Origin of the sequence: Streptomyces noursei, from assembly GCF_016917755.1 — a bacterium.
Lineage (GTDB): Bacteria > Actinomycetota > Actinomycetes > Streptomycetales > Streptomycetaceae > Streptomyces > Streptomyces yunnanensis.
On sequence record NZ_CP070326.1, the window covers coordinates 8,191,893 to 8,212,961 of the forward strand.

Below are 21,069 nucleotides of genomic sequence, written 5' to 3' on the forward strand. Positions count from 1 at the left end.
GCCGGAGGTATGCGGTGATCGAACTGATCCTGCCCGCCACGGTCGCCACCGAGGCGGCGTACGACGACCGGCCGCGCCCCGGCGACCGGCTGCTCTCCTCGGAACGCGAGGTCATCGCCCGGGCCGTGGAGTCCCGGCAGCGCGAGTTCACCACCGTCCGCCATCTCGCCCGCCGGGCCCTGCGCCGGCTCGGCCACCCGGACCGGGCCATACTGCCCGATCGGCGCGGCGCCCCGCAGTGGCCGCCCGGCATCGTCGGCAGCATGACGCACTGCGCCGGCTACCGCGCCGCCGCCGTCTCCCCCGCGGAGCTGTCGGCCGCGGTGAGCATCGACGCCGAACCGAACGGTCCGCTGCCGGTCGGCGTCCTGAAGGCCATCGCCCTGCCCTCCGAACGGCCGCATCTCGTGGCCCTGGCGGCCCATCGTCCGGACGTCCACTGGGACCGGCTGCTCTTCAGCGCCAAGGAGAGCGTCTTCAAGGCGTGGTATCCCCTGACCCGACGCGAACTGGACTTCTCCGAGGCCGAGATCGTCATCGACCCGACACAGGGCACCTTCACCGCTCGCCTCCTGGTCCCGGGCCCCCTGCTGGGCGGCCGACGGGTCACGGACTTCCCCGGCCGCTGGCACACCACCTCCGCCCTGCTGACCACGGCGGTCCACCTGCCGGCGCCCGTCCCCCGGCGCGACCGGGAACACCGCACGCACCTCACGGTCAACTCACCGCTCCCGCGCCCCACCTTCGGATGAAACCCGCCGGCTACTCCTTACGTCACGGGGCGAAATAGGTCATACAGAACTGTGCATATCCACGAGGAACATGTCAGCGAACCCGGCATGGTCGTCATCGACGTCACCGCAGCCGACGAAGCCACCGCCACCCTTGCCGCGGCCGAGTTGGGCCGCCTGTGGCGTTCCAGCGGCCCCTCCGCGCCCTGGCAGACGCCGGGGCAGCCCGGCGTCTCCGTCCGCGCCTATCTTGACCTGCGCCACCGTCCCTTGGCGTCGACCGAAGAGGTGCATCCGCTGCCCAGGTCGCGGCGCAAGGACCGGGCTCACGGCAAGTAGGCCGTCGCCACCACCACGGTCAGCACGAGCAGCACCGACACCACCGCGATCGCGACGGCGACCACGCCTCGATTCACGCACGGCACCGTCGGCACCTCCCGCGGCACACACCACGAGCAACAGCGGTCCGCTCTGACCCGCTGCTGATCCACCCAGTACGCGCCGCGCAACCGCGGCGTGCCGGCACTCTCCGGCTCGAAGACGGAAGACCCCATATCCGGCCAACGAGGACATCCGGCCGCGGACTCGGTGGCGCCCCGCATCGCAACCGGATCGTCATCCACGAGCCGGCCGTCCCCACTCACCCCCGCGCCCCCGCCACGTTGGGGTCGGGGCCCCGCACGTCGGTGGCGCGTCGGGGCCCGTTTCGGTCACTCCCCGGTCTGTGCGGACGGCACCGTCTCGTCCGTATCGCGCGACTCCCCCAGCAGGCGCGTGCGGAAGAGGTCCAGCACGTCGTCCAGGGCCTCGCGGGTCGGCTGGCCGGGTTCGTCGACGAGGTGCTCGGTCAGCACGGAGTGCGGCGCCAGCGCGGACCTCGGGTTGGCGGCGGAATCGGGCAGTTCCACGGCGGTGAACGCGTCGCCCAGTTCGCGGCGCAGGAACGCGAACCGGTCGCTCGGCACCAGGCGGTCGCCCTGGAACCGAAGGCCCAGCACCGAAAGGCCCTCGCGCTCGCAGCGGCCCCGGACGGTGGCGAGGTCCTCGGGCGAGATGTCGATGCCCCCGGCCCGGCTCCTGGTCAGGGCCAGGGGCAGCGAGGGCTGGGACAGCACGGGGGCGATCAGCCGGTCGTCGACGGCCATGGCCAGGGCGAAGCCGCCGGTCAGGCACATGCCGACGGCCCCGACGCCGGGCCCGCCGCAACGCTCGTGCTCCTGCGCTGCCAGGGCCCGCAGCCAGGTCACCACCGCAGAGGACTTCCCGGTGGCGAGCAGCGTGAACTCCCGGCTCACGCAGACCTTCCGGGCCGTCGAGGCGGTGTACAGCGTGGACTTCAGCCACCCGACGTGATGGGGGTCGGCATCGCGACCGGGGGTGCCGAACAGTACCGGGAGCACGGCGGTGCAGCCGATGGCGGCGACGCGCTCCGCGAACTCCAGCACCTTCGGCGTGATGCCGGGAACCTCCGCCAGCACCACCACCGCGGGCCCCGTGCCACGTCGGAGGATCCGGCGCGTGACGCCGTCGTGGGTGAAGTGGTCGCGGTCGAACCCGGTCAGGTCATGGTCTGCCATCGAATACCACCGTTGCGATTGATGTCCGGTCGGGGACTGGTCGGGTCGGATGTGCCTGCCGGGCCAGGACGCCTCGCCCTCATCCGGTGCGCTGCCACGCGACATTACCCACCGGTCACCCGCGCAGTCACCGGTCCTTGCCGTGGGCGTAGTGCCCTGCCGCCACCGACCCGCCCGACCACCCACCCCCATCGGTACGGCTCCGCCTCACGAGGGAGGGGCCCCGGCCGTCGCGTCGTCCGCCTTGCGGCCGGTGTCGCCCAGTTCCCAGCCCCGGAAGGAACAGAACACGATGAGGACGCCACCACAGACGATCGCCCAGTCGGCGAGGTTCATCACGCTGAAGCCGCGGACGGCGATGAAGTCGACGACCGCGCCCTGCAGGCCCCCCGGAGACCGGAAGAGGCGGTCCGTCAGATTCCCGAGCGCACCACCGAGCAGGAGGCCCAGCGCGATCGCCCACGGGACGCTGTAGAGCTTGCGCGCCAGGCGGACGATCGCCACGACGACGGCCACCGCGATCACGGTGAACAGGATGGTCATCGCGCCGCCCATGCCGAACGCCGCGCCGGAGTTGCGCGTCACCCGCAGCTCCAGCCAGGCGCCGAGCACCGGGACGGGATCGCGGTACTCCAACTTCTCCACCACTGCCAGCTTGCTGCACAGGTCGATCAGGTAGGCGCAGCCCGCCACCCCCAACAGCAGGAGGACACGCCGTCTGCCGCGTGCCGGCTCTGCCTGCTCTCCTCCGCCTCCGGAATCTCCCGGGTCTGCGGCTTCCGCGTCCGTCGTGCGCCTCGAATGCGTCAAGTTCACTCACCTCGAAGTCGGTTGGGCAGCCCACCTTAATCAGGGCGAACTCGGCAGGGGCCTCAGGGCGTAGCCATGGGCGACGAATGGTGGCTGACCAGGCAGTTCACCACGCTGCGGGGGCGCTCCGGCCGCCGCGCACCGGGTCGGAGAATTCTCTGCATATACAGGTAAACGGTGCTTCACGTAAGGTCCCGGACGGACCCCGAGAACTGTGACGCACAGGTCCGGGGTACCGGGGAAGTGAGGGAAGTCGTTCGTGTCCGGTGAGTGCCTGTTTCGCGGGGTCGGCGTGGGCATGGTGCGCGCCCCGGTCCTTCCGATGTGCCGGGCGGCGGAGGTCCCGGCGGACCTCGGGACGGATCAGGAGGAGGCCACCGGCCGACCGGGGCCGCCCGAACCGGCCGAGCTGCTCGACCCGGCCACCTCCTTACGCATGCTGGCGGCCGACCCCTTGGTGCGGGAGGCGGTGCTGGCGTCCCATCCGGCGCTGGCCGCGGTGGTGCGGCAGGTGCTGGACGGATCGCCGGACGTGAACCCGGCCAGACTCCGGCAGGCGGTGCGGACGTTGGCGTCCCACCGGTTGCGGATGAGCACCCGTGCCACACCGTTCGGACTGATGGCGGGGGTCGCGCCGGTGCGGTGCGGCACGGAGCGGGACGCGGCGGATGCGGCAAAGGTGCGTTGGGGCGGCGCGCACACCCGCGGGGTCCGGCCGGACCTGGAGTGGCTCGCCGGGCTCGTCGCGGCCTGGGAACGGCGGCCGGGCGTACTGGCCCATCTGCGGGTGGTGGTCAACGGGCTGTGCACGGAGCGCGGCGGTCGGCTGGTGCTGCCGTACGTGCCGCAGTCGGCGCGGGAGGGCGGGCCGCCGGGCGACGCCCCGGACGGTGCCGGCGGCCGGCGCGCGTTCCGGGAAGTGAGCGTGCGGAACACCCTGGTGGTGCAGGCGGTGCGGCAGCTCGCGCGCCGCCCACTGCGCGGTGCGGAGCTGGTCGGCGCGCTGCTGTTGCGGATTCCCGGAGCCACCGAGCAGTCGGTGTACGGGACGCTGTCCGAACTGGTCGCCAAGGAGATCCTGCTGACCGAGGCGCGCCCGCCGTCGACGGCGGGCGACCCGTTGCGCCATGTGTTGCGCATCTGCGCAGACGTGCCGCCCGCACACCTTCCGGAGCTCGCCGAACTGCGCCTGATCCGGGCAGAGCTGACGTCCTACGCGGCTCGGCCGGTGGGGTCCGGGACGTCCGCGTTGGAGCAGCTCGGCGGCCGGATGCGGAGGTTGTGCGACCGGCCCGTCCCGCTCCATGTGGAGCTCGCCCTGGACGTCGAGGTGCGGCTGCCGGCCGCGGTGGTCGAGGAGGCCGCGCGGGCGGCGGAGTTCCTGTGGCGCCTGAGCCCCCCGGAGTCCGCACCGGATCATCTGCGGGAGTACCGCGAGGCGTTCGTGACGCGCTACGGGACCGACCGTGTGGTGCCGGTGACGGAGGTGCTGGACCCGGACGTGGGGTTGGGCGCACCGGCGGGCTATCGGTGTCCGGCCGGTTCCGGGCGCGCCCAGGCCACCGCGGGCGATCCGGAACGCGACCGGGTCCTGGCCGGGTTGGCCCAGCAGGCCCTGCTGTCCGGTGCTTCGGAGGTGGTGCTGGATGCCGACCATCCGGCGGTGCGCCGCCTGGCCCGTGCCGGTGGCCGGCCGCCGGCGACGTTGGAGTTGCACGCGCAGCTGCTCGCCGCGTCCTGCGAGGCACTGTCCGACGGGGACTTCGGCCTGGTGGTGGTCGGCGGTACCGGTCAGGCCGGTGCGCTGCTCGGCCGGTTCGGCCACCTGCTGGACGGCCGGACGGTCGCCGAACTGGCCGCGCTGGTACGGGAGGAGCCGGCAGCGGAGGGGCCCTGGCGCGCCCAGGTCGCCTTACGTCCCGGACGCGCCCGGCCGGGCAACGCGACGCAGGTCCCCCAGCTGCTGGACCGCCTCCTCCCCGTCGGCTGCTTCGCCGACCCGGACGATCCCGGGGTGCTGGACCTGCGCGGTCTCGCCGTCCGCGCCGAACCGGATCGGCTGTCCCTGGTGGATTCCGCGACCGGCCGGCGGGTCGACCCCGCCGTGTTCCACGTCCTCACCCCGCAGTGGGACCTGCCCGACGCGGCCCGGTTCGTCTGCGAGCTGGCCGAGAGCGGGGTGCGCCGCTGGCGCGCCTGGGACTGGGGCGGGGCCGGGGTGCTGCCGTACCTGCCGCGGGTGCGTTACGGGCGGACCGTGCTGGCACCGGCGCGCTGGCGCCCCGCCCCCGAACTGCTGGACGTCAGGCTGCCGTTCGCGGACTGGCGGGATGTCTGGCGGCGCTGGCGCGAGGGGTGGCGGGTCCCCGAGCGGGTCTGGGTGGGGCAGCGCGACCGCGGCGTCCAGCTCGATCTGTCGCTGCCGGGGCATCTGGCGCTGCTCCGGCACGAGCTGCTGCGGTCCGGGCAGGCCGAGCTGCGGGAGGTGGCCGCCGATGCCGCGGGCCGCCCGGACGGCTGGCTGCGCGGTCCGGGCGGCGCCCACCACGCCGAGGTGGTCCTCCCACTGCGACTGACCCGTCCCGCGGAGCGTCCGGAGCCGCAGCCGCCCGCGCCCCGGCGTCACGTCCCGCCGCGCCCCCGGCCCGGGGTGCATCTGCCGGGCGGGGAATGGCTGTCCACCGCCTGGTACGCCCCGGCCGCACGGCACGAGGAACTGCTCGCCGTGCATCTGCCGGCGCTGGTGGACCAGTTGCCCGCGGAGGTCGACCGGTGGTTCTTCCTGCGCCACCGTGACGCGTACGGGCCGCACCTGGCGCTCCGGTTCCACGCCCCGCCCGAGGTGCTGGCGGGGAAGCTGCTGCCGCGGCTGCACGACACCACCGGTCGGCTGCGCGACGGCGGCCTGCTGGGGCGGGTCGTCTGCGACGGCTACGACCCGGAGTGGGAGCGGTACGGCGGTCCGGAGGCGATCGCGGCCGCGGAGCGGGTCTTCCACGCCGACAGCGTCGCCGTGCTGGAGCATCTGCGCCGCGGCCACGCACGGCAGGAGGCCGTCGAACCGCCGCTGTTGGCCGCCGCGGGCTTCGCGGACCTCGCGCGCGCCTTCCACGCCGACGGCGCGGCGGCACCCGCACCGGACCGCGAGGCGCACGCCGGTGCGGACTGGCTGCTGCGGTCCGTGCCCAGGGACGACGGGGCGTACCGGGCCTTCCGCGAGCGACGGCGCCAGGTCCTGTCCCTGGTCGATCCGTACCGCGGCGATCCGGGTCCGGCCGCCGGCGGGCATGTGCTGCGCACCGCCTGGGCCCGCCGTGCACGGCAGGTGTCCGCCTACCGGCATCTCCTGCGCGAGCTGGGCGAACGCTCCTGGAGCCACCCGGACCAGGTGCTGCACGCGCTGCTCCAGATGCATCACAACCGGCTGATCGGCATCGACGAAGAGTCCGAACGCCTGGCCCGCGCCGTGGCCCGTGGCGCGGCCCAGGCACACACCGACCGCAGGAGGCAGAGCCGCTGACCGGGACCGGGACCGCCTGGCCACACCCGGCCGCCCGGTCCGGCCGCGGGAAGCGGCCCGACTTCGTCGCCGAAATCCGCATGCGTCACCGCACACCCGCCTGGGATCATGCGGGAATGGGACACGGTCTCGCATCACTGGTCATCCGCCACACCCACCGCCTCCCGGCCCCCGCGGGACCCGCCGGGGACGGTGCCGTCGCGGCGCGGCAGCTCGACGCCGCGCTGATGTCGGTGGGCTTCAAACTCTCCGCGGAGCTGCTGGCACACCTGTCGGAGCTGTCCGAGGGCACGGTCGTGGACACCGCGGCGCACACCCTGCACGCCGTCCGCACGAGGCTCGGCGACCACGTCGAGCACAACGTCTACTTCCGCGACTTTCCGGCCCATGTGCCCGCCACCCTCGACTTCTGGATGCAGTGCATCGCCGAGGCGCTGGCCGACGACACCGCCCGCGCCGGTACCCTCGCCCAGCTCCGCACCGGCGTACTGGACCTGCTCACCCTCCCGTCCTACGGCAACTATCGGCACACCTACGCCGAGATGCTCGCCGCCCACGACGAGCTGATCGCGGCGGCCGGCGACCGCATGACGGTGCTGCACCTGGGCGGCAGCCTGGCCGACGAGACCACCGCGGTGTACCTCGCGCTGGCCGGCAGCAGCACGCCCCTCGGGGACGACGACCGCAACGACCTGCGGCTCCTCGCCGAGCACGGTGCGTGCGGCCCCCAGCCCGAGGCCATCCCGGTCCGCGAGAACCGCGCCCTGATCAACCAGGTCCGCCTGGCGAAGGGCGCCGACCTCCTCCTGGACACCGTCACCGACGTCCTCCGGCTGGCCTGCGCGCTGTCCGACGGCGATGTGACGCTGCTGGAGCCGACCCGGTTCCGGGCCCTGTCCCGGCCGGTCCGCCGCGCCCTCCTCGCGGGGCTGGACCGAGTGGTCGCCGCGTCCCCGGCCAAGCTCGCCGACGTGCCGGCCCACCGCGAGCCGTGGAAGCGCCTCGGCGAACGCCTCCACCCGCACGAGTACCCGCGCTGGCCGCACGCCGCCGAGGTGTTCGCCGTCGCCCGCGGCGAGCAGCGGGCCCGCTCCCTCGCCGGCCGCGCCGAAGAGTGCCTGGCCATGCACGACATCGCCGGCGCACTGGAGTTGTTGACGTCCGCGCCGGGCAAGCTGTTCCGCGCCCTGGACCGGCTGCTGCGCGACGCCCTCACCCAGGCGGAGCGCGACGCCGTCGTGGCCGCCGCCGAACGGGTCGCACCGCAGGTCTCCGGCCGTGTGCTGCTCGCGGTCCGCGAGCACCTCCACAACCGCGCCGAGGAAACCGGCGAACGCCGGGTGTTCGTCAACCGCCGGGGCCGTGCCTGGGTCACCGCCGACGCCCGCCCGCCCGTGCTGCCGGCGGAGCGCGAGCGGCTGACCGCCACGGTGGACGCCGAGCTCCGCCGGCGCCTGCCGACCCCGCGTCACCTGCTCATCGACCCCGCCGTGCTGGACGTCGCGCTGCCGCTCAGCGGCAAGGCGACCACCTCCGGCCTGGGCGTCCTCCCGCGCGGCTCGATATCCCCCGTCGAGGGCGAACTGCTCCGCTTCTTCGTCTACTGGAAGCAGACCTCCCGCACCACGGACTTCGACCTGTCGGCACTGATGCTCAACGCCGACTACTCCACCCACTCCTGGCTTTCCTACACCGCCCTCACCGGTGTCGGGGGCGAGCACTCCGGCGACATCACCGACGCACCCGACGGCGCCTCGGAGTTCATCAACCTGCGCCTGGACGCCGTCCCCGGCACGTTCATCGTCCCGCAGGTCAACGTCTTCTCCGGCGAGGGCTTCGACGAGGTCGAGGAGTCGTTCTTCGGCTTCATGCTGCGCGACGCCGAACAGCGGGGCCGCCCGTTCGAACCCCGCACCGTGCGCATGAAGTCGGAACTGCGCGGCCCGGGCCGGGTCGCGCTGCCGCTGGCGTTCCAACGCGGCACCGACGGCCGGTGGCGCGCCAAGTGGCTGCACCTCTACCTGACGGGCACACCGACCTCCAACCAGGTCGAGGGGAACCGGGTGTCCGTCGCCACCCTGCTGCGCGGCATCGTCGCCCGCGACTACCTCACCGTTCGCTACCTCGCCGACCTGATGGCGGACTCCGCCACGACCGTCACGCGATGGGAGGGCGGGTCGCTCCCCGACGAACCGGTCACCTACCTCGGCCTGGAACGCCCCGAGGGGCTGCACCCGGATTCCCGGGTCGTCACCCCGGGAAATCTCCGCGACCTGATCCCCGCCTGACTGTTATCGTTGGCCACGGCGAGGCCATGACGGGACTTCCTTCTCCTCCTTCCTTGAATCTAGTCCCCTCGCTTTCCTCGCCCTCGACTTCGACTCCGTGCGAAGCATTCGCACGACGGCAGACATCGAAGTGCGCTGTGGGGCACCGACAGTGGTGCCCCACAGCGCTCGCTCAGGTTGACGCGTCAATTCCGCGAACAGACCACCGCCGGCCGGACAGCCATTCCTCTCCCTCTTCCTCTCCCCTACTGCGGCTTGAAGGAACGGATCTGGTAGCTGCCCTGGAGGTTGCCGCCCGCACCGGCCGGGGTGGAGCCGACACGGCCGTGGTAGTTGGTCTGGGTGTAGTACTGCACCCGGTGACCGGTGCCGTTCCACAGGGAACGAACCTTCTGGCCCCGTCGGATGAAGGAACAGTCATCAGCGGTGTTCGCCTTGCTCCGCTGCGACCACTGGCAACGGGTCCCCCCACCATTCCAGTTGCTGTAGATGCAGAAGTAGCCGGGGGTGCAGCGATAGGACGCCCGGTGGGCGGGCGCCGCGGAGGCGGCGGTTGCGGTGGGCGCGAGACCGAACACGACCGCCAGGGCGGCCGAAGCGACGGCGAACGAACGCATACGACGCATGGCAATGCTCCTCGGTGTAGGCGGGAAGGCCACTGCCGCCGGCGATGCCAGCGGCCAGTCATCGAACCGCCGCCAGTATCAGTCGGCGCCAGGGGCGGCAGGGGGCAGTTTCCCGAACTCGGCGCCTGGCGTTGGAGGCATGGCGGCGTGCGTACCGGGCGTGCTCCGGCACTCACGCCGCATTGCGCTCCCGCACGCCCACCGACACGGCGACGCCACCGCACGGTGCCGCTGCCGGCGGTGCGGGGTCCTGCCGGGCCTGGCTGGGCGACTACGCCTCCAACACCGGCGCGAGCTCCTGGAGCAGCCGCCGCTTGGACCGCGCGCCCACCATCGACTGCACCGGCTCCCCACCACGGAACACGATCAGCGTGGGCGCCGACCGCACCCCGTAGGCGATCATCGTCCGCGGGTTGCGGTCCACGTCGAGTTGGACGACCTTGAGCCGGCCGCGTTCCTCGTCGGCGACCGCGGCCAGTACCGGGGCCAACTGCCGGCACGGCGGACACCAGTCGGCGGTGAACTCGACCAGTACCGGAAGCTCCGCCGTCAGTACCTCGGCCTCGAACGTGTCGTCCGTGATCTCCGACATTTCCGCCGCTCCGTGCGGCGCCGCCGTCCCGCTCATCGTCATCCCCTCATCTCGCACCGCGGTTCGGGCCCACCAGGCAGCTCCGCCTCGGCCCGTACCAACTGCGTGTTCACTTGGTCGCGCACCGACTGCAACTGGCCGATCAACGCGTCGAGTTCGGCGATCTTCTGGCGGTACCCGTCGAGCGAGGCAGGGCAGGAGTCCCCGCTCGGGTACCCGGCCTGCAGGCACTCCACGAACGGCCGGGTCTCGTCGAGCCCGAACCCGAACTCCTGAAGGGTGCGGATCTGGGTCACCAGGCACACGTCCTCTTCGTCGTACACCCGGTATCCGTTGACCGCCCGCCGGGCCGGCAGCAGTCCGCGGGACTCGTAGTACCGCAGCGTCCGCGTGCTGACCCCGGCCCGTTCCGCAAGTTCGCCGATGCGCATACGGAGACACTAAACGTTGACGCCGACGCGAAGGAAAGGAGAAGGGGAGGCAGCAGGGGAAGGGAAACAGGAAAGGTGAGGCGGTAGGGAAGCGGGAGGAAAAGAGGGAGGAGGAGAGGGGCGAGAAGAGGCAGGAGAGGGGTGCGGGCAGAGGAAGGGCCGCCCAACAGGTATCAGAACCACCCTCCCCAGCAGCCCTACGCCGGGGCTCCACAACAGCCCTACGGTCCGCCGCACCAGCAGCCCGCACCCGGGCAGCAACGGCAGCCCCAGCGCAGTCCGCTGCGCGGCCTGATCACCGCCGTGATCATCCTGGCGATCTTCGGCGGCGGTGCCTGGTACGTCTGGGACTACAACACCAACCCCAACGGCGGCAAGGCCAAGAAGGAAGCCGCGCGGGCCGAGCGGAACGCGGCGGCCAAGACACACGATCCGCACGTCGGCGACTGCGTCAAGGTCGACCATCCGAACGGCGAGCCGCTGCCGACGATCGTCGACTGCACGTCCCCCAGCGCGCAGTACAAGATGGGCGCACGGCTCATCGGCGCCGACAAGCAGTGCGACCGCTCGTCCTACGACTACAGCATCAGCGTGACCGGCCGGCGCATGGCCGACTACACGATGTGCTTCACCAAGGTCTGATCCGGCGAGCTTGTTGCGACTGCCGGGGACGGTGTCCGGCAGCGGGTGGTGCGTGATCACCATGACCGGCTTACGCAGCCGCGTCCAGTACGCCAGTCGCTCCGCCAACCAGCTGAACTACGCCTCACTGAGCCAGACTTCGTCCCACAACTGCGGGTCGTGGTAGTGCATGCACCGCTCGGTTGGGCACGTAGAGCTCGTGGTTGCCGATCGCCCAGGCCACCGTGCCCCGGGTGGGCATTCCGATCGAAACCTCTCCTTGTTCGGCGGCAAGGGGCACTTCGTGTGTCGGTGGGGCGGGTCAATCGCGTCCGGTCGGTTGCTGGTGCAGATACTGGAGACGGCTCTGCGCCGTGGACACATGGCGGGGATCGAGCGCGGGCAGCTGACGCAGCAGATTGATCAGCTCGGGACCGTTCTCGATCGCCTGGCCGATGTCGGTGATCTGGTTCCAGCAATGGTGCGCCCCGCGGGCCGCGTTGAGCACTTCGGCGGAGTCCGGCGACTGATGGGCCAGCCGGGTGTGCGCAGCGGCCACCCACAGCTGTGTGGCGAGTGGCCAACGGCCGGCGATTCGGGCGAGATCGGCCCGGATTTCAGCCCATTGCGTGGCCTGCGGCGAGTCATACCCATAGCGCTGCAATGCCTGTTGCTCCCACGACGCCGCCATCTCCGCGGCCTGGTCGTGCCGACCGGCCTGCGCCGCCTGCCAGATGAGCGGCTTGGGGTCCGGCTCGTTGGCTGCCGGGACGGAAGGAGCGGGCGCCTGCGGGGCGACGAGGGGCGGGGGCGAGGTGGGAGCGGGAGCGGGCGTAGGAGTGGGTGTTGGAGTGGGGGTGGGGATTGAGGCCGAGGCTGAGGCAGGGTCCCGGTCCGCGTCCTGGGACGGGGCCGGGGACGGGGACGGGGCTTGTGACGGCGCCTGTTCCGGGGACGGCACGGGAGTTGGCGTCGACGCCGGCGGCGCGGGAGCCGGCTGGTGCGGAAGTGCGGGTTGCGGCAGTGGGGTCGGCTGTCCCGCAGGGGCCTGGTGCGCTTCAGGAGTGGGCTGGTATTGGGGGAACGCCTGAGGCACCGGTGCCATCGCGGAGACCGAAGACGCAGGAGACGCAGGGGCTGCAGGGGTCACAGGAAACATCGGAGATGCGAGAGATGCCGGAGACACCGGGGGCTCTGGAAACATCTGCCCCTGGTCCGGAGTGGCGGGTGCACCAGGACCGGGGAGCGGGGCCGGCTGCGATACCTGCACGGGGAACGGGCCCGGCGCGGCGGGCTGTTGCGCGTGGGGTTGAGGATGGTCGCCGACGAACGGCGGCGCCCCATACGTCACGGCCGGCGGGAACGGCGGGAAGGGCTCCGGGTCGGCCGGGCCGGGCGACGGCTCGGGCACTCGGCGGCGGAGCGCGGGCAGGAAGGCGCGGTCTCCGGACAGCAGACGCTTGATCGGTGCTTTTGGCTGGGTTTCTGCGGTGTGGTGCGGAGAAGAGGGGGCGAGTTGTGGCGTGTTCGGCAAGACGAGGGTGCCGGGCGGTATCGCCGCGGCGGCCACGGCCAGCGCGTGCAGCCGGGCGTCCGCCGGCCGGTCGGTCTGGGTGCGCAACACATCGATCAGATGCTGGGTGTAGACGCTGATGCCGTCGGCCGTACCGGAGAGGCCGGGCGGTGTGATGACCCCGTACACCTCGGCGTTCACTTCCGGCAGGCCGCCGACTTCGTGGAGAACGGCCCAGGCGCCCTTGTCCGCGGCCATGTCGACCAGCACGGTCGTGGGGCCGCTCCGCTGGCGCAGTTCGTTCCTCACCCATTCCCAGGGCAGCGCCGTGTAGCGCGTGGTGGCGGCGGTCGAACCGGCGGAGGCGAGGTGGAGCCGGTGGTGCTTGCGGTCCACGGTCAACTGGCCGGCGAGATAGACGAGCAGGGGCCCGGAGGCCGCGGCGGCCGTGCGCAACCTGATGAGCATGGTGTTCTGGTCACGCGCGCCATCGAGGTGGACGAGGTCGGCCGGCAGGGTGCTGCCGAGCAGCGCGGACACGGGAACGGCGGTCAGCGCGGCCAAATTGGCGCTGGGTATCACCTGGACGGTGCGTCGGTGCGTGGCCCTGGCCCCCGCGATCAACAGCACGTGGCCGCGCTGTTCCTCCCCGCTGGTCTGCATGGATGCACCCTACTCATGCGATGGCCCGGACGACGGATCGGCTGTCGGATATTTGCCGGGCCGCGGCGCGCGCGACGCCTCCATGTCCCCTGCCGGCGTGGGCCGTCAGTCGGACCGTGCCACGACCCGGATCCGTTCCAGCGTGCCGCGGCGCCGGACAGCGCGTCACAAGTCGGGAACACCGCCCTTTTCCGGCATCGGATTTCAGGCGGTCGGAGGGTTCGGCCAGCCCCGGGGACGTCACCGCGCCCCGCACTGCCACGGCCGCCCCACCTCCGCCGAGCCCGCCGTTCTCACGCGCCCGCCGGGTGAGTTGCCGGCGACGTACGTCGAGTGCCTGCTCGACCTCGACCTCGACCTCGACGCGGTCGCGCAGTGCTCGACGCGGTCGCGGGGTGAGCGTGTAGCAGCCCGCCCGGCGCGGGGGACGACCGGGGCCCGCGCCGTCCTGTCCGGTGCATGACGGAAACTGGCTGCATAGAGCAAACGCACGCGAGAGGTCCCTCATGCCCCACATCACCGTCGACTACTCCGCAGAGCTGGCCGGTGTCTTCGACCGGCATGCCTTCGTGCGCGAGCTGCACCCCATGGTGCTCGACGTCAGCGGCTCGGCAGGCGTGTGCAAGACCTTCTTCCGGCCGGCCTCGGACACTTATGTCGGCGACCAGGAGGAGGGGCAGCCGGCCTTCGTCCATGTGGCCGTGGGACTGCTGCCGGGGCGCTCCGACGAGCTCAAGGGACGGCTGTCGGAGGACGTACTGGCCCTGCTCGGCAAGCATCTGCCCGATGTACCCGGTGCACCCGGCCGGTCCGGGCTTCCCGGTCTTCTCGGCTGTCCAGGGGGCGCTGCGCGAGAGGTGATCTCCTCGGTGGAGGTGCGGGATCTGGCCGGGTCCTATCGCCTGCACCACCCTCCGCGGTAGAGGCCCGGCGGGGACCGACGGGCACCGTCAGGGTACGTGTCACCGTCTGTATCGCCGCGCGAATTGGCGCGTGTATCAACGGAGGCGTCCACGCGCGTGCCGGCGCGTGTGTCGACCCGTAGGGCGGCGAGCGCGGCGTCCGGGGCCGTGGCCAGCGGGCTGGCGGCGTGGGCATCGGACACAGTGCATGCGCGCAGCCAGGCGTGCAGCAGGGTGCTCGGCCAGGCACGGATGGGGGCCGGCTTCACCGGGTTCGGGCGTGGCCGACGGCTGCGGTGGCCAGGCCGGTGATCAGGGGGTGGGCACGGGTGCCGTCGCCGTCCAGTTCCGGCTGGAAGAGGGTGGCCAGGAAGAAGGGGTGGCCGGGCAGTTCGGCGAGGCGGACCTCGCCGGCGGGGTCGGTACCGGTGAAGGCCAGACCGTGTGCGCGCAGCAGGTCCAGGTGCCGGGGGTTGGGGGCGTAGTTGCAGTGGTAGCGGGCCCGGGTGCGCTCGGCGCCGAACAGGCTCGCCGCGCGGGAGCCGGGGGTGACGTCGACGGTTCCCTCGTGGCCGACCAGTGAGCAGGCCAGCGGGACGACCAATGCGTCCTCGTCGGCAAGGCCCGGGGTGTTCTCGGCGTGACCGGCGTGGGCCAGTCCGCAGACGTTGCGGGCGAACTCCAGCAGCGCGTGCTGGAAGCCGCCGCAGGTGCCCAGGAAGGGGATACCGGACTCGCGGGCGGAGCGGATCGCGGACAGGACGCCGGCCTCGCTGCGGTAGGGGCTGCCGGGCAGCACCCAGATCGCGTCGAATCCGGTGAGGTCCTCGTCCGCTTCGTCGGTGGGTATCCAGTAGGCGTCCAGGTCGAGTCCGTCCCGCACCCGCAGGGCGTCGAGGAGGGTGGGGATGCGGGCGTGCGAGCGGACGGCTTCGGAGCGGTCGCCGATCAGGGCGATACGGGCGAGGGGTGCGGTGGGGCCGGCGTGCGGGGAACGGGCGGGCCGCGCGGAGTGCGCCGGGGACGTGGTGTCGTTCATGGCAGTCATCCTGCTGTGCGCCCCAGGATCAGGTCCAACGATGATTCATGCATTGCGGATAAGTGTTCCTGATGTGCGTGCGATACTGCGGCGCATGGATCCGCATCTGCTGCGCACCTTCGTCGCGGTCCTCGACCACCGTTCCTTCTCCGGTGCCGCGGCGTCACTCGGCTACACCCAGTCCGCGGTCTCCCAGCACATCGCCGCCCTGGAAGCCGACCTGGGCAGCCGACTGGTCGAGCGCCGTCCGGTGGCTCCCACGCCCGCCGGAGCGCGGTTGCTGGAACACGCCCCGGCCCTGTTGCTGCGCCTGGACGCCGCCCGTGCGGACATCGCCCGCCTGCACCAGGCCCGCCCCACCCACCTCACGCTCGCCTCCTCCCCGGCCGCCCTCGGCCCCACCGTGGCCCGGGCCCTCGCCGAACTGCGCGCCACCGCCCATGCGCTGGACGTGGAGGTGCGGGTCCTGGGGCGGGAGGCGGTGCTGTCCGACGTGGTCGGCGGGCGCGCCGACCTCGGTTTCGTCGACGGTGCCGCCGCACCCAGCGATCCGCTCCCGATGCCGGACCTCGGCCCCACCACCACCCTCGCGGCGGCCGAGGAGACCCTGGCGGTGCTGTTCCCGCTCGGCCATCCGATGGCGGGGCGCCGCGCGGTGCGGCTGACCGACCTGGCCCAGGCACAGTGGATCGACGCCCCCGACACCGCCGTCCCCCTCGACCGGCTGCGAACCGTCTGCCGCACCGACGGGTTCCGACCGTGGATCCGCCACCGCGGAACCGACCTGCACGGGCTGGCCGCGCTGGCCGCCGCCGGCCATGGCCTGGCCGCCCTCCCCCTACCGGTTGCCGCCACCCTCCCCGGCATCGCGGCCGTCCCGGTTTCCGAACCCCGCCTGGTCCACCGCGTCGAGCTCGTGCACCCCGTCAACCCCACTGCTCCCGCACGGCAGTTGGCGGACCTGATCGCCGGCCGATCGGGCTCCGGCGCCTGACCGCCGGCGCCTGACCGACGTACTCGACGATCACCCGGCCGGGAAATCCAGCGCCCCGGCGCGGTCGTCGCACTACCCTGACCGGTCATGACGCCCATCGATGCGATCAAGGACCCGCGGATCGCCACGGCCCGTTCGCTGGCCACCCGGGCCGGTCGGGACACCGCCGGCCGCTGTCTGGTCGAAGGGGCCTGATCCGCCAGGCGCGGGCCGCCGGCGCACGCCTGGCGTACGTACTGACCTCGGTGGACTCCGCCGGCGACGACCCGTCCCTGCATGAGGAACTGCGCGATGCGCGGGTGCCGGTCCACGCGGTGCGCGCGGGCCTGCTGCGCAAGATCACCGGTGGGGCGAAGCCGGTCGACTGGCTGGCGATCGCCCACCTGCCGGCACCGCTGCAGCGCACCGATCCCTACGGGGACTTCGCCGTGGAAGAGCGCACGCCGCTGGAGCAGCTGCGCCGCGATATCGGCGTCGGGCTGACGGAAGTGCGGGAGGCGGTCGCGCCGCTGCTCGATCGCGGCTATGTGGCCGTCGCCGAGGACGACGCAGCCGACCTCACCATCACCGCGGAGGGCAAGCAGGCCATCGCCGCCCTGTGGGCCGTGCAGGAACGCACGGAGGAAGCCCTGTACACGGGCTTCAGCGCGACCGAACGCGACCAGTTGCAGGGGCTGTTGCGACGGATGCAGGACAACGCACTGCGCTTGGCTCGGCGCGCGGGCGACTGAGCCGGCGGCGCCCCCGGACACCGTAGACGTACGCGTCGCACGCCTGAGCGCCTGTGGCGCGGGGACCGCCTGGCGCCTGGCGCCTGAGCCGTGCGTCGGCGGCACGTTGACCGCGCCGCGCACCAAGGCACCGGCCGACAACCCGTTCCCGCCGGCATTTGCCCTGGCCCGAGCGTTTTCAGACAGTGCACAGTCCTATGCCCGAAGCACGTCCCACAGTCAGGAATCGGCCGTGGACCGCAGGTCGCGGATGCGTCAGTTCGTGGTTGCAAGGCCGTCCCCTCTCCCGCCTCACGGTCGTTGGGCGTATGGTGACTGGAATCTCATTCCCCCGTGAGGTTAGGAAAGACATGACTGACTCAGTTCTCCATCAGACGATCCAGAATCTCGAAGGCGTGCTGCCGACGCTCGAAGAGCAGGAGCGGCACCTGCGCAACCAACTCGACGACGTGGTCCAGCGGGCGACTTCCGCCCGCAGCGCCCTGGAGCACCTCCGTGTGCTGACCGGTGCGGAACTCGCCGACAGGCAGCCCGTGACGGCCGGTTCGGTCTCCGCCGCGGTGCAGGAGGCGGCCGGCGACAACCAGGCTGCGGACGCCGCCGCCGCGGCACCGGTCGCGGCCGAGCCGGAGACGGAGGCGGAGCCTGCGGTTGAGGCGTCCGTCGTTCCGCAGCCGCGGACCGCGACGTCGCCGCGCACCAAGCGCCGTCCGGCGAAGAAGGCGGCGGCGGCCAAGAAGCCTGCGGCCGCGAAGCCCAAGGCGAAGAAGGCGGCCGCGAAGCGGACCGTGGCTGAGAAGCAGCCGGTCGCCCAGGACAAGGAATCCGGCAGCCTGTTGGACGCCGCGCTCGATGTGTTGAAGAACTCCGGCGCACCGATGCGTCCGCGGGACATCAACGAGGCGCTGGGCCGGGAATCCACCCCGGGCCAGATCGAGTCGGTGCGCAACACCCTCGACCGGGCCGTGAAGAAGACGGACCTGGTCACGCGCCCGGGACGGGGCACCTACGCGGCGGCCTGACGCCTCCGGAAACGGTGTGGGTGCGGGCCTGCCGAGTGGACACACCACCGGCGGGCCCGCACACCAAGCTCCGAGCTCCGAGCTCCGAGCTCCGAGCTCCGAGCTCCGAGAACTCAAGAACAAGAGCCACGAACCAAGAGTCGAGAAGCAAGAACCAAGGCACCGTCGCCCGGAGCGAGTTCCCCACGCTTCGCGCAGAACCCCCTCCCTTCCCCGTCCCATCCCCTCCCCCCCTTGCTCTGCCAACTCCCTTACATATCTACGTAGTTGGCGATCCGTGAAGGATGGCGGCCACTGCTTCGGGCCGCCGCGAGTAGCCGGCAGGCGGCTCACATGACAAACCGTCAGGCGCCGAACGGAAGCCGCCTGGAGTGGACGGGAGCGTCGGGCACACAACGCGCGAGCGGCTCCGTCGAGCGCACTCGCTCCGTCCCATCACCCCGGCTCCGGGCGTTCCGGCGCCACGCCGCGGCCCACAAGAGGGGCGTCGTGGCGGTGCGGTGAGCGATCCTGGGAGCATGCTGCTGCCCACGATCCACCGCACGACCGAACGTGTCGAGGTCGTCCGGATCACCGATCCCCTCAGTCGTGTCACGGAGCCGGAGCCGGAGCTGCCGGGGAGCGAGCCGCTGGGACTCCTCCGCCGATTCCGGTCCGGTAGTGCCGCCGGTCCGGCGTGCGCCGACGCCTACCGGCCGGCTCGCGCACAGGTGGGGCCATGACCGCGCCACGCTCGTGGTCCTCCGACGTGGAGGTCCTGGAGGTTCGTCGGGTGCGTCTGGTCGAGGTGGCCGCGCCGGGGCTGTCGGAGGACGAGCGGCTGGTCATGGACCGCGCCTGGAACGCGGCGGTGCGGGCCAATCCGAGCCTGTTCGACGGGCCGGTGGCGGCGAGTGCGGGGCTGGTGCGGGAGGAGCCGGACGGTGTGGTCCTCTCCTGGATGCGGACGACCTACCGGCACTTCGCCCTGCGCCGGGTCCCGGGTGTGACGGCTTGGCTGCCGGCCCTGTTCGTCACCGTGGTGCAGCCCTCGGACGACGGGCGGATGCTGGTGGGGCGGCAGTCCTCGTGGACGGCCGCGCCCGGGCGTTGGCAGCTGCCCGGTGGGTCGATCGAGCCGCCCGCTCCCCACGCGCCTCTCGACATCGCCGCACTGCGTCGGAATGCCGTCCGGGAACTGGCCGAGGAGACCGGGAACGATGCGGCCCCGGACGACCTGGCCCTGTGGCTGGTCACCCGCGGTGTGCGCGGGAGCGTCGGCGTGGTGTTCCGCGCCCCCGGTCGGCCGGCGGACTGGCTGCTCGAACGTCATGCGGCGCTGGGGGCGTCGGAGCGGGCGAAGGGACGCGAACCGGAACTGGAGCGGGTTCGCCTGGTGCGCGCACCCGAGGAACTGTCGGGCCTGGGCGGGCCGTGCGTGGACCATCTGGAGCCCGTCGTCCGGCGGTACGCGGGGAGGGCGTCTGGTGCGGAGGAGCGGGAGCCTGACGGGGCGTGAGGAGCGCTTGTCGGGAGGCGTGCCAACTCCCGGTTCGCCCTGACGCCCCGTCCCGGTCCGTGTCCGTGTCCCTGTCCCGGTCCCTGTCGGAAGGTGTATCGGGCAAGGGGTTACCGTGTGAGGATCCGCCGGCCGCAGGGTGCGGTCGACGGGTGGGCGGCCGCTCGACGCGTGCCGTCCGGACGCTCGATGAAAGGTACGGAGAGATGACCAACGTGCGCGGTGAATCGATCGACCTGACCACTCCGGACGGGACCGCCGACGCCTATCTCGCCCACCCCGACGACGGCGCGCCGCACCCCGGTGTGCTGCTCTACATGGACGCCTTCGGGCTGCGTCCGGCGCTGGAGGCGATGGCCCGGCGACTGGCCGGGCACGGGTACACGGTGCTGGTGCCCAACGTGATCCACCGTTCCGGGCGCGCCCCGGTGGTAGAGCTGCCGGAGTTCATCGACCCCGGCGAGCGGCCCGAGCTCTTCGCCCAGCTCAGTCCCCATCTGCAGGCCCTCACCCCCGAGGTGGCGATGCGGGACGCCGCCGTCTACCTCGACTGGCTGGCGGCCTCGCCCCTGGTCGCGGCCGGTCCCGTGGGAACGGCCGGCTACTGCATGGGTGGTGTCCTCGCGGTCCGTACCGCCGCGGCGTACCCGGACCGGGTCGCGGCCGCCGGCGCCTTCCACGCCGGCCGGTTGGTCACCGACGCCGAGGACAGCCCGCACCGGCTCGTGGACCGGATCACGGCGGAGCTGTACTTCGGCCACGCCGACGAGGACCAGTCGATGTCGGCCGAGCACATCAAGGCGTTGGAGCAGGCGCTGGACGCCGCGGGGGTGCGGTACCGCAGCGAACTGTACGAGGGCGCCCACCACGGGTACACCCAGACCGACACCGCCGCGTACAACGCCGAGGCGGCGGAGCGGCATTGGCAGGCGCTGCTGGACCTCTTCGGGCGGGCCCTGTGAGGTTCAGCAACCGCTTCCGGTGGGGGTGAACTGTAGGCGGGCGCGGGCGTCCGCGCCGAGCGCCTGGTGGTAGGTGGCGGAGGTGACGCGGTACCAGACGCCGTCCTTGCGCGGGTTGCCGTTGACGTCGTCGAGTTTCACGCACCAGCGCTCCGGCCGGACCACTCGGCGGTAGGTCTCGGTCCCCTTGGCGGTCTTCCGGCAGTCCTGGTAGTGCTCGGTGGAGTACCAGGTCTTCTTGGTCCGGCCGCTTCGCTTGGTGTGCTTGACCTGCCTGGTGGCGGGTGTGCAGGTGGTGACCATGTGCGGGCGGGCGCCGGTGGTCGTCAGCCGGGTGAGGTGACGGACGTCGGCCCGCAGGCCGGAGACCGCGCTCTGTTGCGGCGGGGTGTCCTGACCGCTCTGGCCGGCGCCGCGACCGTCACCGTGCGGACCCGCGGCGCCGTTCCCGGCACCGCCGCACGCGCCCAGGCAGGCTGCGAGGAGCGCCACCAGTCCCGTGCGTACCAGTCGCTGCTTGTTGCGCATGTCTCCCTCTGCGGTCTGTGG

General features: G+C 72.3%; 19 protein-coding genes. 11 read left to right on the forward strand and 8 right to left on the reverse strand.

Annotated features, from left to right (window positions below):
* Positions 1-14 precede the first annotated feature (14 nt).
* Both JNO44_RS44640 and JNO44_RS35460 read left to right on the forward strand, forming a co-directional pair.
* Entirely contained in the window at positions 15-752 is a 738-nt protein-coding gene (locus tag JNO44_RS44640; protein WP_205368078.1) for a 4'-phosphopantetheinyl transferase family protein, read from the forward strand.
* 51 nt (positions 753-803) lie between these two features.
* Positions 804-1,070: a DUF6207 family protein gene (locus JNO44_RS35460; protein WP_229922323.1), complete on the forward strand. Its 267-nt coding sequence runs from the start codon at positions 804-806 to the stop codon at positions 1,068-1,070.
* A gap of 371 nt (positions 1,071-1,441) precedes the next feature.
* Here the strand turns inward: JNO44_RS35460 and JNO44_RS35465 are convergent, their stop codons facing one another.
* Positions 1,442-2,308: a dienelactone hydrolase family protein gene (locus tag JNO44_RS35465; RefSeq protein WP_205368081.1), complete on the reverse strand. Its 867-nt coding sequence runs from the start codon at positions 2,306-2,308 to the stop codon at positions 1,442-1,444.
* Positions 2,309-2,515: 207 nt separating this feature from the next.
* Entirely contained in the window at positions 2,516-3,118 is a 603-nt protein-coding gene (lspA, locus tag JNO44_RS35470; protein ID WP_205368083.1) for a signal peptidase II, read from the reverse strand.
* A gap of 259 nt (positions 3,119-3,377) precedes the next feature.
* On the opposite strand from lspA, the gene JNO44_RS35475 reads away from it, so the two are divergent.
* On the forward strand, positions 3,378-6,638 hold the full coding sequence (locus JNO44_RS35475) for a lantibiotic dehydratase (RefSeq protein WP_205368085.1): 3,261 nt from the start codon (positions 3,378-3,380) through the stop codon (positions 6,636-6,638).
* Between the two features lie 116 nt (positions 6,639-6,754).
* Complete coding sequence (locus tag JNO44_RS35480; protein WP_205368087.1) at positions 6,755-8,926, forward strand: TerD family protein; 2,172 nt, start codon at positions 6,755-6,757, stop codon at positions 8,924-8,926.
* A 245-nt stretch (positions 8,927-9,171) separates the two neighbouring features.
* Here the strand turns inward: JNO44_RS35480 and JNO44_RS35485 are convergent, their stop codons facing one another.
* The 3 genes from JNO44_RS35485 to JNO44_RS35495 all read right to left on the reverse strand — a co-directional run bounded on the left by JNO44_RS35485 (position 9,172) and on the right by JNO44_RS35495 (position 10,575).
* Entirely contained in the window at positions 9,172-9,552 is a 381-nt protein-coding gene (locus tag JNO44_RS35485) for a peptidase inhibitor family I36 protein (protein ID WP_102924887.1), read from the reverse strand.
* Positions 9,553-9,823: 271 nt separating this feature from the next.
* Complete coding sequence (locus JNO44_RS35490; RefSeq protein WP_205368089.1) at positions 9,824-10,144, reverse strand: thioredoxin family protein; 321 nt, start codon at positions 10,142-10,144, stop codon at positions 9,824-9,826.
* A gap of 38 nt (positions 10,145-10,182) precedes the next feature.
* Positions 10,183-10,575: a MerR family transcriptional regulator gene (locus JNO44_RS35495; protein ID WP_205368091.1), complete on the reverse strand. Its 393-nt coding sequence runs from the start codon at positions 10,573-10,575 to the stop codon at positions 10,183-10,185.
* Positions 10,576-10,716: 141 nt separating this feature from the next.
* Between JNO44_RS35495 and JNO44_RS35500 the strand changes: the two genes are divergently transcribed.
* Positions 10,717-11,217: an LppU/SCO3897 family protein gene (locus JNO44_RS35500; protein WP_205368093.1), complete on the forward strand. Its 501-nt coding sequence runs from the start codon at positions 10,717-10,719 to the stop codon at positions 11,215-11,217.
* 301 nt (positions 11,218-11,518) lie between these two features.
* Here JNO44_RS35500 and JNO44_RS44645 read toward each other — a convergent pair whose 3' ends face one another.
* Positions 11,519-13,372, reverse strand: a complete 1,854-nt coding sequence (locus JNO44_RS44645; protein ID WP_205368095.1) for a hypothetical protein — start codon at positions 13,370-13,372, stop codon at positions 11,519-11,521.
* Between the two features lie 506 nt (positions 13,373-13,878).
* Here JNO44_RS44645 and JNO44_RS35510 point away from each other — a divergent pair.
* Positions 13,879-14,295: a 5-carboxymethyl-2-hydroxymuconate Delta-isomerase gene (locus JNO44_RS35510; protein WP_205368097.1), complete on the forward strand. Its 417-nt coding sequence runs from the start codon at positions 13,879-13,881 to the stop codon at positions 14,293-14,295.
* A 244-nt stretch (positions 14,296-14,539) separates the two neighbouring features.
* Here JNO44_RS35510 and JNO44_RS35515 read toward each other — a convergent pair whose 3' ends face one another.
* Complete coding sequence (locus JNO44_RS35515; RefSeq protein WP_205368098.1) at positions 14,540-15,313, reverse strand: CTP synthase C-terminal region-related (seleno)protein; 774 nt, start codon at positions 15,311-15,313, stop codon at positions 14,540-14,542.
* A 94-nt stretch (positions 15,314-15,407) separates the two neighbouring features.
* Here JNO44_RS35515 and JNO44_RS35520 point away from each other — a divergent pair, with 94 nt between their 5' ends.
* The 5 genes from JNO44_RS35520 (at position 15,408) to JNO44_RS35540 (ending at position 20,520) form a co-directional block, all read left to right on the forward strand.
* Positions 15,408-16,307 (forward strand): LysR family transcriptional regulator, encoded by a 900-nt coding sequence (locus tag JNO44_RS35520; protein WP_205368099.1) that lies wholly within the window; start codon positions 15,408-15,410, stop codon positions 16,305-16,307.
* Between the two features lie 245 nt (positions 16,308-16,552).
* Positions 16,553-17,038 (forward strand): hypothetical protein, encoded by a 486-nt coding sequence (locus JNO44_RS35525; RefSeq protein ID WP_205368100.1) that lies wholly within the window; start codon positions 16,553-16,555, stop codon positions 17,036-17,038.
* A 350-nt stretch (positions 17,039-17,388) separates the two neighbouring features.
* Positions 17,389-18,060: a hypothetical protein gene (locus JNO44_RS35530; protein ID WP_205368101.1), complete on the forward strand. Its 672-nt coding sequence runs from the start codon at positions 17,389-17,391 to the stop codon at positions 18,058-18,060.
* A 718-nt stretch (positions 18,061-18,778) separates the two neighbouring features.
* Positions 18,779-19,558, forward strand: a complete 780-nt coding sequence (locus JNO44_RS35535) for an NUDIX hydrolase (protein WP_205368102.1) — start codon at positions 18,779-18,781, stop codon at positions 19,556-19,558.
* A 206-nt stretch (positions 19,559-19,764) separates the two neighbouring features.
* Entirely contained in the window at positions 19,765-20,520 is a 756-nt protein-coding gene (locus tag JNO44_RS35540) for a dienelactone hydrolase family protein (RefSeq protein ID WP_205368103.1), read from the forward strand.
* 3 nt (positions 20,521-20,523) lie between these two features.
* Here the strand turns inward: JNO44_RS35540 and JNO44_RS35545 are convergent, their stop codons facing one another.
* Positions 20,524-21,048, reverse strand: a complete 525-nt coding sequence (locus JNO44_RS35545) for a hypothetical protein (RefSeq protein WP_205368104.1) — start codon at positions 21,046-21,048, stop codon at positions 20,524-20,526.
* Positions 21,049-21,069 lie beyond the last annotated feature (21 nt).

Bases quoted from the DNA above. Each gene is read 5' to 3' on its own strand.
- JNO44_RS35465 (WP_205368081.1), bottom strand. From the start codon at position 2,308: ATGGCAGACCATGACCTGACCGGGTTCGACCGCGACCACTTCACCCAC.
- JNO44_RS35480 (WP_205368087.1), top strand. From the start codon at position 6,755: ATGGGACACGGTCTCGCATCACTGGTCATCCGCCACACCCACCGCCTC.
- JNO44_RS35485 (WP_102924887.1), bottom strand. From the start codon at position 9,552: ATGCGTCGTATGCGTTCGTTCGCCGTCGCTTCGGCCGCCCTGGCGGTC.
- JNO44_RS35490 (WP_205368089.1), bottom strand. From the start codon at position 10,144: ATGTCGGAGATCACGGACGACACGTTCGAGGCCGAGGTACTGACGGCG.
- JNO44_RS35495 (WP_205368091.1), bottom strand. From the start codon at position 10,575: ATGCGCATCGGCGAACTTGCGGAACGGGCCGGGGTCAGCACGCGGACG.
- JNO44_RS44645 (WP_205368095.1), bottom strand. From the start codon at position 13,372: ATGCAGACCAGCGGGGAGGAACAGCGCGGCCACGTGCTGTTGATCGCG.
- JNO44_RS35510 (WP_205368097.1), top strand. From the start codon at position 13,879: ATGCCCCACATCACCGTCGACTACTCCGCAGAGCTGGCCGGTGTCTTC.
- JNO44_RS35515 (WP_205368098.1), bottom strand. From the start codon at position 15,313: ATGAACGACACCACGTCCCCGGCGCACTCCGCGCGGCCCGCCCGTTCC.
- JNO44_RS35520 (WP_205368099.1), top strand. From the start codon at position 15,408: ATGGATCCGCATCTGCTGCGCACCTTCGTCGCGGTCCTCGACCACCGT.
- JNO44_RS35530 (WP_205368101.1), top strand. From the start codon at position 17,389: ATGACTGACTCAGTTCTCCATCAGACGATCCAGAATCTCGAAGGCGTG.
- JNO44_RS35535 (WP_205368102.1), top strand. From the start codon at position 18,779: ATGACCGCGCCACGCTCGTGGTCCTCCGACGTGGAGGTCCTGGAGGTT.
- JNO44_RS35540 (WP_205368103.1), top strand. From the start codon at position 19,765: ATGACCAACGTGCGCGGTGAATCGATCGACCTGACCACTCCGGACGGG.
- JNO44_RS35545 (WP_205368104.1), bottom strand. From the start codon at position 21,048: ATGCGCAACAAGCAGCGACTGGTACGCACGGGACTGGTGGCGCTCCTC.